General features: G+C 59.6%; 14 protein-coding genes. 10 read left to right on the plus strand and 4 right to left on the minus strand.

What is annotated here, in order from left to right; all coding sequences use genetic code 11:
* Positions 1-174: 174 nt before the first annotated feature.
* Positions 175-1,638, minus strand: coding sequence for a M48 family metallopeptidase (locus MXF20_RS09310; protein ID WP_325968985.1), 1,464 nt, complete (start codon positions 1,636-1,638; stop codon positions 175-177).
* Between the two features lie 41 nt (positions 1,639-1,679).
* Positions 1,680-1,970, minus strand: a complete 291-nt coding sequence (locus tag MXF20_RS09315) for a hypothetical protein (protein WP_325968986.1) — start codon at positions 1,968-1,970, stop codon at positions 1,680-1,682.
* A 353-nt stretch (positions 1,971-2,323) separates the two neighbouring features.
* On the opposite strand from MXF20_RS09315, the gene MXF20_RS09320 reads away from it, so the two are divergent.
* The 9 genes from MXF20_RS09320 (at position 2,324) to MXF20_RS09360 (ending at position 10,975) form a co-directional block, all read left to right on the plus strand.
* Positions 2,324-2,929 carry a sulfur reduction protein DsrE gene (locus MXF20_RS09320; RefSeq protein ID WP_325968987.1) on the plus strand — a complete coding sequence of 202 codons (606 nt, stop codon included), beginning with the start codon at positions 2,324-2,326 and terminating at the stop codon, positions 2,927-2,929.
* A 27-nt stretch (positions 2,930-2,956) separates the two neighbouring features.
* Positions 2,957-3,565, plus strand: a complete 609-nt coding sequence (locus MXF20_RS09325; RefSeq protein WP_021506594.1) for a DsrE family protein — start codon at positions 2,957-2,959, stop codon at positions 3,563-3,565.
* Positions 3,566-3,689: 124 nt separating this feature from the next.
* Positions 3,690-4,712, plus strand: coding sequence for a substrate-binding domain-containing protein (locus MXF20_RS09330; protein ID WP_325968988.1), 1,023 nt, complete (start codon positions 3,690-3,692; stop codon positions 4,710-4,712).
* A 10-nt stretch (positions 4,713-4,722) separates the two neighbouring features.
* On the plus strand, positions 4,723-5,721 hold the full coding sequence (locus tag MXF20_RS09335) for an ABC transporter substrate-binding protein (protein ID WP_325969449.1): 999 nt from the start codon (positions 4,723-4,725) through the stop codon (positions 5,719-5,721).
* Positions 5,721-6,578 (plus strand): ABC transporter permease, encoded by an 858-nt coding sequence (locus tag MXF20_RS09340; protein WP_325968989.1) that lies wholly within the window; start codon positions 5,721-5,723, stop codon positions 6,576-6,578. The genes MXF20_RS09335 and MXF20_RS09340 overlap by 1 nt, the downstream gene beginning before the upstream one ends.
* A complete protein-coding gene (locus MXF20_RS09345) occupies positions 6,575-7,387 on the plus strand; it encodes an ABC transporter permease (protein WP_325968991.1) in 813 nt (270 codons plus the stop codon). Before MXF20_RS09340 ends, MXF20_RS09345 begins: the two co-directional genes overlap by 4 nt.
* A complete protein-coding gene (locus MXF20_RS09350; RefSeq protein WP_262264877.1) occupies positions 7,384-8,370 on the plus strand; it encodes an ABC transporter ATP-binding protein in 987 nt (328 codons plus the stop codon). The genes MXF20_RS09345 and MXF20_RS09350 overlap by 4 nt, the downstream gene beginning before the upstream one ends.
* 12 nt (positions 8,371-8,382) lie before the next feature.
* Positions 8,383-9,213: a phosphodiesterase gene (locus MXF20_RS09355; protein ID WP_325968992.1), complete on the plus strand. Its 831-nt coding sequence runs from the start codon at positions 8,383-8,385 to the stop codon at positions 9,211-9,213.
* Positions 9,214-9,379: 166 nt separating this feature from the next.
* Positions 9,380-10,975 (plus strand): sensor domain-containing diguanylate cyclase, encoded by a 1,596-nt coding sequence (locus tag MXF20_RS09360; protein ID WP_325968993.1) that lies wholly within the window; start codon positions 9,380-9,382, stop codon positions 10,973-10,975.
* Between the two features lie 57 nt (positions 10,976-11,032).
* On the opposite strand, the gene bcp is transcribed toward MXF20_RS09360, so the two are convergent.
* Positions 11,033-11,500 carry a thioredoxin-dependent thiol peroxidase gene (gene bcp, locus MXF20_RS09365; protein ID WP_325968995.1) on the minus strand — a complete coding sequence of 156 codons (468 nt, stop codon included), beginning with the start codon at positions 11,498-11,500 and terminating at the stop codon, positions 11,033-11,035.
* Between the two features lie 142 nt (positions 11,501-11,642).
* Complete coding sequence (locus MXF20_RS09370; RefSeq protein WP_059011708.1) at positions 11,643-12,209, minus strand: glycine cleavage system transcriptional repressor; 567 nt, start codon at positions 12,207-12,209, stop codon at positions 11,643-11,645.
* A gap of 143 nt (positions 12,210-12,352) precedes the next feature.
* On the opposite strand from MXF20_RS09370, the gene dapA reads away from it, so the two are divergent.
* The gene (gene dapA / locus MXF20_RS09375; RefSeq protein WP_021506604.1) at positions 12,353-13,231 is read left to right on the plus strand and encodes a 4-hydroxy-tetrahydrodipicolinate synthase; all 879 of its coding nucleotides are present in this window, start codon (positions 12,353-12,355) and stop codon (positions 13,229-13,231) included.

A 13,231-nucleotide genomic window follows, 5' to 3' on the forward strand; every position in this document is an offset into this window, starting at 1 on the left:
TCTTCGACAGGCTCATCCTTGCGTATTATGACCGGGCAGAAAAGCGTATTATCCGGATCGACTGACCACAAAAAGTGTTACCTGTGTGCCCGGTCTGATCTGTTACCCATGTGCCCGGTCGTACCTTTATGCGCACCGAAATCCTGCCGGCCATCCACCCGCGTAACCGGCTATTTACCCTTTCTCATACTGCTTAAAACGCCGCTGTAACTCGCGGAACTGGTCGATACGCGCATCGTAACGCGCCTGCTTCAGGCTGCCGAGCGGCACCCGGGCGCTGGCGCTGCTCAGGGTGGTGATGGCCTGATCGAGCTGGCCGTTGAGCGCCAGACTTTCGGCCCGTGCCGAAAGCTCCTCATCGCGCAGCCCCTGTGCGGCGGAAGCCTGCGCCAGTAAATCCCATGCGTTGAGATCGTCAGGGTGCGCAAAGGTGTAGCGGTTGAGGATGCGGCTGGCGTTGGCCGGCTGCTTCGCCTCGACGTAGGCGTTCGCCAGGTTAAGCTGCAGCACCGGACTGGTCTGGCTGCCGCGGGCGGCGTTCAGCATGCTGATGGCCTGCTGCGGCTGGTTCAGACCGATGTCGATATCGGTCATGATATCAAGGAACCACAGGTTATCCGGCTGCTTCGCCAGCAGCGGCGCGATGATCTTTTTCGCGTTGGCAAAATCTTTCGCCTGCAGGAACTGCACCGCTTTGCCGTACTGCGCCGCCTGCTGTTCCCGCGTGTTGCCTTTGGCGTACTCATTCAGCAAATCATCAGTCAGCTGATTGCGGCCGGTGGCGTACATACCCAGCGCGCGCACCTTCGCCATGTAGAAATCCTGGGACGACTGCACCACCACCGGGCGCATCTGGTTGGCGCGGTTGCGCGCGTCGGCCAGGCGGCTATCGGGCAGCGGGTGCGTCAGCAAAATTTCCGGTGGTTTTGACGAGAAGCGGCTTTGATCGGCCAGCTTCTGCAGAAAGGCCGGCATCGCCTGCGGATCGAAACCGGCGCGCTGCAGTACCTGAATGCCGATGCGATCCGCTTCCTGCTCGTTGCCCTGGGTAAAGCTGATAATCCCCTGCTGCGTACCGGCCAGCGTACCGGTCAGCGCCGCCATCCCGGCCTGCGGACTGGCCAGCGCCAGCAGGATCGACCCCAGCGCGCCGACCCAGGTGAGCGGGGCGCTGCGCTTCTGCTCTTCCATAGCGCGCGCCAGATGGCGTTGCGTCACGTGCGAAATTTCGTGCGCCATCACTGACGCCAGCTGGCTTTCGTTATCGGTATAGCGAAACAGCGACGAGTGCAGCACCACGTTGCCGCCAAAGAAGGCGAAGGCGTTGAGCTCGTCATTCTGAATCAGGAAAAAATGAAACGGCGTGCGCACCGAATGGGCGTGCGCCACCAGCCGCTGGCCGAGTTCATTGATGTACTGATTGAGCAGCGGATCGTTGATCAGTGGCGCACTGGCGCGCAGCTGGCGCACGTAAAAGTCGCCAATCTGCAGCTCCTGATTAATGGAGAGCGTGGAACCTGCTGTGGTACCCATGTCGGGCAGATTGTCGCTCAGATCGGCGCGAACACCGACCGCAGGCGTAAGCAGCAGCGCAGGAATAAGGGCCGCCAGCACTGATTTTTTCAACCGGTTAAACATGCCTTGATCCTGTAAAAGTCTCCTGCCATTGGACAGGAAAGTCATGCCAATGTTCTGTGGCGGCGTTTCCTTTCCTGCCGCGGCTCTATCTTAACCACAGTGGCGACACAAGCAAATGCCGCCGTCACATTGACGTGAAGTGAAAAATGGGCTGTCTCGCGCGAAATTTGTAGCAAAAAATTGAATAGCGGAAAGGCAACGCGACAGGCGTAGCGACGGCATGAAATTAAAGTTACGTAAAGTTGCTCAAAATAATTGAATCTGGCATGGAATTTTCCAGGTTTACTCTGAAAAACAGGCGTCAAATCGCGCGCCTGGCCCGCTTTATCCATCAGCAATTTTTATCAAGCTGCTATGGCAGCGCATAAGCAGAACAGCATTGAATGGTCAGGTTTTGTTCACTGGTCAACCGGGCGTGCGTAAAAACCGCATCAGGCAGCATAAGACAGGATGAACGCAAAAGGGCACTTTTCGCGTCAGCGTTTCCGGCCAGTTATTTTTCAACCCGCCCGCACGGCTCAATCAACAGCCTTATTCAATCAGCTGGCGCGATGATTTCTGCTGGCAGCCAAACGCCGGACAGCCCGCCAGTACAGGCGTTTTGCCTGCCGCGCGCTGTGGTATAGATAAAGCACTTTTTCAAACGGACTGTGAATTAACGCGCAGTGCATGCCGGAGAGTTTCTATGCGTTCTGTTGTTTCCTATGCCCTGATTGCCATCGTGGGTGGGATGGTCGGTGCCGCGGTGATCAAAAGCGATGACCTGTATCAGCGTGTGGCGGGCCATTTTTCCGCTGAGCCTGCCGATCCGGACGGGTTCTGGAGCACGCCGGCGGTCGAAGGCTACGGCAAGATCCATTATGAAGCGGACGCCGCCTTCAAACCGGTGGTTGGGCTGAGCAACAAAGTGGTGTTTCAGCTGACCCGCAATGAAGGCGATATCAAACGGCCCAACCTCGGGCTGGAGCGCGTGGCGCGCGTGGTCAATCTGTATATCGCCGCTGGCGTACCGGCCGATCAGCTGCAGTTTGTGGTGTCCATGACCGGTGATGCCACGCCCGCCACGCTGGATAACGCGCATTTTAAGCAGTTTTATGGCGTCGATAACCCCAATCTTGCGCTGATTGGCGCGCTGAACACGCTGGGCGTCAAAGTCTCGGTGTGCGATCAGTCGGTGGCGTTCCATCACTATCCGCGCGACTGGATCGACCGGTCAGTAATTCATGCATTGTCCAGCCCGACCACGGTGTCGACGCTGGAAAATCAGGGCTATGCCTTTTTACAGATGTAATTGCGACTTTGGCTAAGGAGAAGTGTCATGCGTCCAGCATCCTATATTGTTATCGCCGCGCTGGCGGGCTTTGTCGGCGGGAATGTGCTGCAGCTACCGGAACTGGTGGATAAAGTCAGCGGGAAATTCGCTGACCAGAAAACCGAACCGGCGGATTTCTGGAGCACGCCGGCGATTGCCGGTTACGGTAAAATTCACTTTGTTAACACGCCGGATTACAACCCGGCCAACACGCCCGGGCTGAGCAATAAGATTGTGTTTCAGATCAACCGCAGCGAAGGGGATATCCATCAGCCGAACCTCGGCCTTGAGCGCGTGGCGCGCGTCACTAACCTTTATTACGCGGCGGGCGTGCCGCTCAACCAGCTCAACTTTGTGGTGTCGATCAACAGCGATGCGGTGCCAGCCGCACTCAATAACGATCAGTTCCGTAAAGCGTACGGCAGCGATAACCCTAACCTGAAGCTGATTGATGAGCTGAAGAAAGCCGGGGTGAAAGTCACCATTTGCGATCAGTCGGTGGCCTTCCACCAGCTGGAGCGCGACTGGATCGACACCCGCGTCACCCATACACTCTCCAGCGGCACCACCGTCGCCTCGCTGCAAAACGAAGGTTACGCCTTCCTGATGTTGTAATCCTGCCGGCAGCCGCGCAGGCTGCTGTCATCTTTTCGTCATCCCGTCGCGATATGGCTGTCACAGTTCGCCGTTAGTTTAGGCGCCAATGAGATCGTTCTCATTGGTACTTAACGAGGCGAACATGTCCGATTTACTCACGGTGGCAAAGCTGGCAGGCGTTTCGCGCGCCACGGCCGCGCGCGCCTTTTCCGATCCCCATCTGCTGCGGCGCGACACGCTGGAGAGAGTGCTGGCGGCCTCGGAGCAGCTCGGCTTTCGTCCTAACCACATCGCGCGCCAGCTGCGCACGCAGCACTCCACAACGTTTGGCGTGCTGCTGCCCTCGCTGCTTAACCCGATCTTTTCCTGTCAGCTGCAGGCGATGGAGCGCCAGGCGCGTGACGCCGGCTATGGCCTGCTGGTAGCCACCAGCGACTACCAGCCCGAGCGCGAAGCCGCCATCGTGGAACATATGCTGCGCCAGCGCGTGGCGGGTTTAGTCCTGACGGTGGCCGACGCGGATAACAGCGCGGTGCTCAGCACGCTGCAGGCGGCTGGCCTGCCGTTCGTGCTCGCGCATAACGTGCCGCAACACAGCAGCTGGCCGGCGGTGTGCGTGGATAATCGCCAGGCGATGCGCGAAGCCACGGAACAGCTGCTGGCGCTTGGCCATCGCCACATTGGCATGGTCGCCGGGCCGATGCTGCAGTCAGACCGGGCGCGCCTGCGCTATCACGGCTATTGCGACGCCATGCAGCGCGCGGGCCTGACGGCGCGGCCGGTGATAGAGATGGACAGCCATACCCAGTCAGATTTCACCCTGCTGGCACCCATGCTGGACGGTGCCAGCCCGCTCAGTGCCGTGATCTGTACCAACGACCTGCTGGCCATCAGCCTGATTGGCGCGGCGGCGCGCGCGGGCGTGCGCGTGCCACAGCAGCTGGCGGTGATGGGCTTTGACGGGATTGCGATGGGGGCACAAATGGCCCCGTCGCTGGCCAGCGTAGCGCAGCCCGCCGAACGGCTCGGCGCCTGCGCCATCGATATGTTGTTGCATAACGTCAGCCGCGGCACCCGCGTGCTGCCACATCAGTTGCGGAGCGGTGAAAGTGTTGCTGCCCCCGCGTTTATTGCCACCACCAGGGAACCTCATGATGTTGCATAAAAAAGTAAAAATGTATGCCGGAGCCATCGCACTGAGTGCCGGCGCGTTGTTCACCGGCCTGACGCAGGCGGCGGAAACCGCCATCTGCTACAACTGTCCGCCCGAGTGGGCCGACTGGGGCACGCAGCTCAAAGCGATTGCCAGAGACACCGGCATTCAGGTGCCGCAGGACAACAAAAACTCCGGTCAGGCGCTGGCGCAGCTGGTGGCCGAGCAGGGCAATCCGGTGGCCGACGTGGTCTATTACGGCGTCAGTTTCGGCATTCAGGCGGACAGCGCCGGCGTGGTCGCCAGTTACAAACCGGCGCACTGGGATGACATTCCAGCCGGCATGAAAGACAGCAACGGCAAATGGGTAGCGCTGCACTCGGGCACCATGGGCTTTATGGTCAACGTCGATGCGCTCGGAGGCGCGCCGGTGCCGCAATCGTGGGACGACCTGCTGAAGCCAGAATACAAAGGCATGATTGGCTATCTCGACCCGGCCAGCGCCTTTGTCGGTTACGTGGCGGCGGTGGCGGTGAACCAGGCGAAGGGCGGCAACATGCAGGACTTCACGCCGGCACTGAACTGGTTCAAAAAGCTGCAGGCGAATCAGCCCATCGTGCCTAAGCAAACCGCCTATGCGCGCCTGATTTCCGGCGAGATCCCGATTTTGCTCGACTATGACTTCAATGCTTACCGCGCCCGCTATAAAGATCACGCCAACGTGGCCTTTGTTATCCCGCAAGAGGGCACGGTAACGGTGCCGTACGTGATTAGCCTGGTGAAAAATGCACCGCACGCGGCGAACGGCAAAAAAGTGATCGACTATGTGCTGTCGGACAAAGGGCAGGCTATCTGGGCCAACGCATTCCTGCGTCCGGTGCGCACGGCGGCCATGAGCGCAGACGCGAAAAAGTACTTCCTGCCGGACAGCGACTATGCGCGTGCGCAAACCGTCGATTATCAGCAGATGGCGGCAGCGCAGAAAGCCTTCTCGGCGCGCTATCTGAGTGAGATTCGCTGATGGCGATGACCGACACCCTGGCGGCCTCGTGCCGCCGGACACCGCGTCGGACAGACAGTCGCTGGCTGTGGCTGACGCTGCCGGCGCTGCTGTTTTTCTGCGCCTTCTGGCTGCTGCCGTTTGCCCGGCTGTTGCAGATGGCGATGCAGAACGATCGCAGCACGCAGCACAGCGGCTACTGGACGGTGCTGACGCAGCCGCACTATCTGCTCAGCCTGCTGAATACCGTGCTGCTGTCGCTCGCCGTGACGCTGGTGACGCTGGTGATTGCCGCCATCGTCGGCTGCTTCCTGGCGCGTCAGCGCTTCGCCGGACGCAGCACGCTGCTGGCGCTGCTGACATTTCCGCTGGCCTTCCCCGGCGTGGTGGTGGGATTTCTGGTGGTGATGCTGGCAGGCCGTCAGGGACTGCTGGCGCAAATCAGCCTGGCGCTGTTCCACGAGCGCTGGATGCTGGCTTATTCGTTTACCGGCCTGTTTATTGGCTATCTCTATTTTTCACTGCCGCGCGCCATCATCACGCTGGTGGCGGCGAGTGAGAAGCTCGATCGTTCTCTTGAAGAGGCGGCGCGTTCGCTGGGTGCCAGTCAGTGGCGCATTACCTGGGATGTGATTGTGCCGGGGCTGCAGCCGGCGCTGCTCTCCAGCGGCGCGCTGTGCTTTGCCACCAGCATGGGCGCGTTTGGCACCGCGTTTACGCTGGGCACCGATCTGGCAGTGCTGCCGCTGACCATTTACGGCGAATTCACTAACTACGCCAATTTCGCTACCGCCGCCGCGCTGTCGGTGGTGATGGGCAGCGTTGCCTGGCTGGCGCTGATGCTGGCGCGCCGTCTGGCTCATCGGGAGGCCGCATGAGACGTCGCGGATTATTCAGCCTGCAGCTGCTGGTGACGGCGATCACCGCACTGTTCATGATTGTGCCGGTGCTGCTGTCGATGCTGGCCGGCGTGACTAACAACTATTTTATCGGCCTGCGCAGCGGCCTGACGCTGAAGTGGGTGACGCAGGTATGGCAGCTTTACGCCGACACCTTCTGGCTGTCGCTGCTGATTGCGCTAGCCTGCCTGCTGATCACGCTGCTGATCGGCGTGCCGGCGGCGTGGGGATTGTTAAAAGCGCCGGGACGCTGGGCGGCGCGCATCGAAGAGTGCCTGATGCTACCGGTCGCGCTGCCCGGCCTTGCCACCGCGCTGGGCATCATCCTGCTGTACGGTCAGTTCTCCGGCCTGCGCGATAGCTGGCTGTTCATTCTGATCGGTCACGTGTTGTTTACCTTGCCGTTTATGCTGCGCCCGGTGCTGGCGGTGATGCAGGCGGTGGAGATGCCGCGGCTGGAAGAGGCGGCGGCCAGTCTGGGTGCCAGCCTGTGGCAGCGCTTTTTTACCGTGGTGGTGCCCAACTGTCGCAACGGCATTCTCGCCGGGGCGTTTATGGTGATCACGCTGTCGGTGGGCGAGTTCAACATCACCTGGATGCTGCATACGCCGCTGACAAAAACGCTGCCGGTGGGGCTGGCAGACAGCTATGCCTCAATGCGGCTGGAAGTGGGATCGGCCTACACGCTGATCTTTATTTTGCTGATTCTGCCGCTGCTGCTGATGCTCAACGCGGTCAATCACTGGCTCAACCGTGCGCTCACGCGTGCTAATAAGGAGGCGGCATGAACCCTGCGGCCGTAACCGTGACGCTGCGCCACTGCGCGCGGCACTTCAATCATCAGCTGGCTCTGCATCCGCTCGACCTGACGGTACAGCCCGGCGAAACGCTGGTGCTGCTCGGTCCGTCCGGCTGCGGCAAAACCACCACGCTGCGCATCATCAGCGGCCTTGAACGCTGCGATGAGGGCGGCGAAGTGTGGTTTGACGATCGCAACGTGACAGCGCTGCCGATTGAGAAACGCAATGTGGGCATGGTGTTCCAGAACTACGCGCTGTTTCCCCATCTTAACGTGGCGCAGAACGTCGCCTACGGCCTGAAAGTGCAGGGCGTGGCGCGCGCTGAACGTGAGGCGCGCGTGCAGGAGATGCTGGCGCTGGTGGATCTCAGCGCGCTGGCGCAGCGCAGCATCGACAAGCTCTCCGGCGGCCAGAAGCAACGCGTGGCGCTGGCGCGAGCGCTGGCGGCACGACCGAAGGTGCTGCTATTTGATGAGCCACTGGCGGCGCTGGATGCGCGCCTGCGCGATCGGCTGCGGCTGGAGATTGGCGCACTGCTGAAACAGCTGGCGATCACCGCTGTGTACGTCACGCACGATCAGCAGGAAGCGATGGCGCTGGGCGACCGCATTGCGGTGATGGAGCAGGGACGTCTGGTGCAGATCGATACGCCGCAAAATATTTACCAGCGCCCGGCGTCACAGTTTGTCGCGGATTTTGTCGGCGCGATTAACTGCGTTGGAGTCGATGCGCGTGGCAATCCGCAGCATTTCTGCCGTCCGGAGGATGTGCTGCTGGCGGCGGACCAGCGCTACGCGCGCCCCGGTTTCATCCTCGGCACCACCTTTCTCGGCGCAGCGCAGCGGCTGAGCATTGATATCGGCCTGGCGGCACCGATCCAGGTTGATCGCCACGCGCGCGAAGCCTGGCACGCCGGCCAGTCGGTGAGCTGGACGCTGGCGCAGGATGCTGCGCTGCATTTTTCTGCCTGATAAGGAGCTGTTGTGTCTGACGCTATCACGCTGATTGCGCAAATCAGCGATTTACACATCAAGGCCCATGGCCGTTTGTCCTATAAAAAAGTCGATACGCACGCCGCGCTGCTGCGGGTGATCGACACGCTGAATCAGCTGGTGCCGCGACCGGATACGGTGGTGATTACCGGCGACCTGGTGGATTTTGGCACCGCAGAAGAGTATCAGACGCTGCGCGCAGCACTGCGCCATCTGCAACTGCCGTTCCTGCTAATGCCGGGCAACCATGACGATCGCCAGCAGCTGCGCGCGGCGTTTCCGGAACATCTCTACCTGCAGCACGGCGAGACGCTCAACTGGCAGATGCGGGTTAACCATCTGCAGCTGCTGGCGCTCGACTCCAGCGTGCCGCATCAGCCGTGGGGCGACATTGATGACGCACAGCTGCAATGGCTGGCGCAGCAGCTGGCGCGTGAACCTGATTTGCCGACGCTGGTGCTGCTGCATCATCCGCCGTTTCTGTGCGGCATTGGCCATATGGATCGGCAGCCGCTGCGCAATCCGGCGGCGCTGGCCGCTGTTGTGCGTCAGCATCCGCAGGTTGAACGGGTGCTGAGCGGGCACCTGCACCGCGCGGTACAGACGCGTTTTGCCGGCACGCTGGCGTGTGTCGCGCCCGGCGTGTCGCATCAGGTGGCGCTGGACCTGCGTGACAACGGTCCGGCGAACTTTGTGCTGGAGCCGCCTGGCTTTCTGCTGCACCGCTGGCATCCGCAGCAGGGCATGAGCACGCATCTGTGCGCGATCGGCGATTATCCCGGGCCATGGCCGTTTTATGATGCGCAGGGATTAATTGATTAGCACCAGTAATAGCACAATAAAAAAGCGTTCCTGAGGGTCTGCGTCGTAGTCAATTTGGCTCAGAGGTGTACAATTGTCTGTTACCTCACCAGGGTAAACACCTCCAATTATAACAAGATAGTCAGGCACGCTAACTTATGAAGCTACTCACCAGGGCGGTTGCGCCATGTTAACGCGCATCCGGCCAAAAACTGATCTGCGCACGCTGATTGCGCTGCTGGCGATCACCAGTATCGTCATTACACTGGCTAATACGCTGTACGCCACCTGGCGCGTACAGCGCATGGTGCTGATCGAAAGCACCCTTGAGGCCAATCGCGCGTATGCCACCAAACTGGCGGCCACCACCGAAGTGTTTTTTCAGCTGGCGCAGTCGCAGCTGCACTACAGCGCCAACCAGCTGGGCAAAGATTTTGATAACACTGAACTGCTGCAGCAGGAAGTAAACCGGCTGCGCGAGCAGACCAGCAGCTTTAACTCGGTAGCGATTGTTGACAGCAGCGGCGTGATTAAAGCTGTCTCGCCGGAATCGCTGATGCTGAAAGGCATGCAGCTCACCAGCCAGTCTTCACGCGAGGCGCTGGCGCAGCGCCAGCCGATGGTCAGCCGGCCCACCATTTCTGCGACGAACAACCTGCTGGTGTTTGTTTCCTGGCCGGTGTGGAGCCGCGATGGCCGCTATCTGGGCTACGTCGGCGGCACCATTTATTTAAAGAAAAAGAGCATCCTCAACGTGTTGCTCGGTGAGCAGTATTACCGCGATGGCACCCACGTTTACGTGCTGGATCGCGAAAACCGCGTGCTGTATCACCAGAATAACCAGCTGATTGGCAAAAGCGTGCCGGGCATCGTCAGTGAGCGTCAGCGTCAGGAGCACACCAACGGCGAAGTCCAGCTGACGGAAGAGGACACGGCGAAACTGGCGGGCTACGCTGTGGTGCCTACCACCGGCTGGATGGTGGTGGCGCTCAAGCCGACGGACGTGACGCTGGCACCGCTCTCCGGGCTGCTGCTGCAGGTGCTGAAAAATTCGGTGCCGTTTGCGCTGCTGACGCTGCTGGTGGCGGTGATTCTCGCACGGCTGATTGCGCTGCCGCTGTGGCAGCTGGCGCGCAAAGCCAGCCAGATGGATACCCAGAGCGTGTCCGGAGAGATTGGCGTGATTCGCGCCTGGTATTTTGAAGCGGCGCAGGTAAAGCGCGCGCTGCTTACCGGTATCGGTCTGGTGCAGGATAAAATCGGCCGGCTCAAGTCAGAGGTACAGAGCGATCCCATGACCGGCCTGCTCAACCGCCGCGGCCTGAGCGCGGTGCTCGACTATCTCGATACCATGCAACAGCCGTTTGCCGTGCTGGCGCTGGATATTGATCACTTCAAGCGAGTGAATGATAACTTCGGCCATGATGTCGGCGACGAGGTGATTAAACAGGTAGCGCGCACGCTGCGCCAGAGCGGGCGTCAGACCGACGTGGTGTGCCGCAACGGCGGCGAAGAGTTTCTGATGCTGCTGCCCGCCACCGCGCCGGATGAAGCGCGGGTGATTGCCGAACGCGTGCGTACCAGCATCGCCAGCAGCTGGATTGATCCGGTCGGGCAGATCACCATTTCGATTGGTATCGCCAGCTGGCAGCCGACGCATGGCAGTCAGGAACAGAGCCTGAAGCAGGCTGATGACGCGCTGTATCAGGCGAAAAACGCCGGACGTAACTGCGTGGTAATCGCCGGACAGGAGGCGCTGGCCAGCACGGTTTCGCGCTATTAGCTGGCATGCGTCAGAGCAGGATAAAACAGCGGGTGCCTGGCTGGCACCCGCGGGCAATCAGGCTGACTTCACGTAATCGAGTACGATATCGTGGTGGTTCGAGGTTTTAAAATCGTCGAACACTTTCTCCACTTTGCCATCGCCACCAATCAGGAAGCTGATGCGGTGAATGCCGTCGTAGGTTTTGCCCATAAAGGTTTTCTCACCCCAGACGCCAAACTGCTCGCATACCTGATGGTCTTCATCCGACAGCAGGGTGAAGTTGAGCAACTCTTTCTCGACAAAGCGAGACAGTTTTTCCGGCTTGTCGGTGCTGATGCCCAGCACTTCCACGCCCGCCTTCTTCAAATCATCCATGTTATCGCGCAGACCGCAGGCCTGCGTGGTGCAGCCCGGCGTCATGGCTTTCGGGTAGAAATAGACCAGAACGCGCTGTCCCTGGAAGTCGGCCAAATTTACTTGTTCGCCATCCTGATCGGGCAAGCTAAATTTCGGTGCGGTGTCACCGGCTTTCAGTGGATTCATCACAACTCTCCATTTTTTTCTTCATGCTGTGGGTAATACACCATCAGCGGCAAAAGCGCCAGGTGGAGTTTACCTCAGGGTTATTTCACTACACGGTATGCCAGCGCGGCAGAGTGTGTGGCGGAATAACCCGGAGCCTGATTCAAACGGCGCTGTGCGCGTCGTCGGTGACACTATAGAGGCGAATTGAACCTTGTGCATGCAGTTCTTCGCACAGCCGATGGAAAGCCTGCTCAAACGGCGCGCTGGCATGATTCGCCGGGCTGTGTGCGGTCATCTGAATATAGAGCACCGGCGGCGCGTCGTCCTGGGCGGGCGTAATGCGCGACACCAGCTCGGCGATGTTCATCTGATGTTTATCGAACAGATCGGTGAAGCGTTCGATGATGTGCGGCGAGTCCGGCACTTCTACCTGTACCCAGACGGTAGCAGGCATCGGCGGCGTGACGCGCGCGTTGGTGCGCTTCATTACGATTAGCAGTTCCAGCTCGGCCCCTTTCATCGGCAGGGTCGATTCAATCAGGGTAATGGCGTTCCAGCTGCCGGAGAGCAGCATAATAAAGGTGAACTCGTCGCCCAGCATCGCCAGGCGGCTGTCTTCAATATTGCAACCGCAGCTGCTGACGTGGCGGGTAATGGTATTGACGATACCCGGACGATCAACGCCCAGAGCGGTGATCACCAGATGGTGCGGCTGTGACTGCGGCAAAATGACGTTTCCTGTACGTTCGCTAATAACCATAAGGTAAACATAAAAAAAACTGCTGACAAGCGCGGTAATGGCGTGGCTCGCTTGCTTTTCTTTCGGCGGAAAACGTAACATGAGGCACTTGTTTGTCGAGGGGATAGCCCATGTTCACCGGAAGTATTGTTGCGCTCATTACGCCTTTGAATGAAAAAGGCGATGTCTGCCGCGCAAGTCTGAAAAAACTGATTGATTATCATGTCGCCAGCGGTACGGCGGCGATTGTTTCTGTTGGCACCACCGGCGAATCCGCGACCCTCAGCCATGAAGAGCATGGCGATGTGGTGATGCAAACCCTGGAGCTGGCCGATGGCCGCATTCCGGTTATTGCCGGAACCGGCGCGAATGCCACCGCCGAAGGGATCTCTCTGACAAAACGCTTCACCGGCACCGGCGTGGTCGGCTGCCTCACCGTGACCCCTTATTACAACCGTCCCACGCAGGAAGGTCTGTATCAGCACTTCAAAGCGATCGCCGAAAGCACCGATCTGCCACAGATGCTGTATAACGTCCCGTCACGCACCGGTTGCGACATGCTGCCGGAAACCGTTGCCCGCCTGGCTGAAATCAAAAATATTATCGGAATCAAAGAGGCCACCGGGAACTTATCGCGCATTTCGCAGATCCAACAGCTGGTTGGAGATGAGTTCATTATTGTCAGCGGTGATGACGCGACAGCGCTGGACTCCATGCAACTGGGCGGCAAGGGCGTTATTTCGGTCACGGCTAATATTGCAGCACGTGAAATGGTTGAACTCTGTGCGCTGGCACAAGAGGGCAAATTTGCCGAAGCGCGTCGCCTGAATCAGCGTCTGATGCACCTGCACCAGACGCTTTTCTGTGAACCGAATCCTATCCCGGTAAAATGGGCCGCGAAACAGCTAGGATTGATCGCCGATGACACGCTGCGCTTGCCGATGACGCCGCTGACCGAAGCCGGTCAGGCGAAAACCGCACAAGCGCTGATCCAGGCGGGTCTGCGATAA

It is taken from the genome of Pantoea dispersa, from assembly GCF_035783935.1.
GTDB classification, from domain to species: Bacteria; Pseudomonadota; Gammaproteobacteria; order Enterobacterales; family Enterobacteriaceae; genus Pantoea; species Pantoea dispersa_C.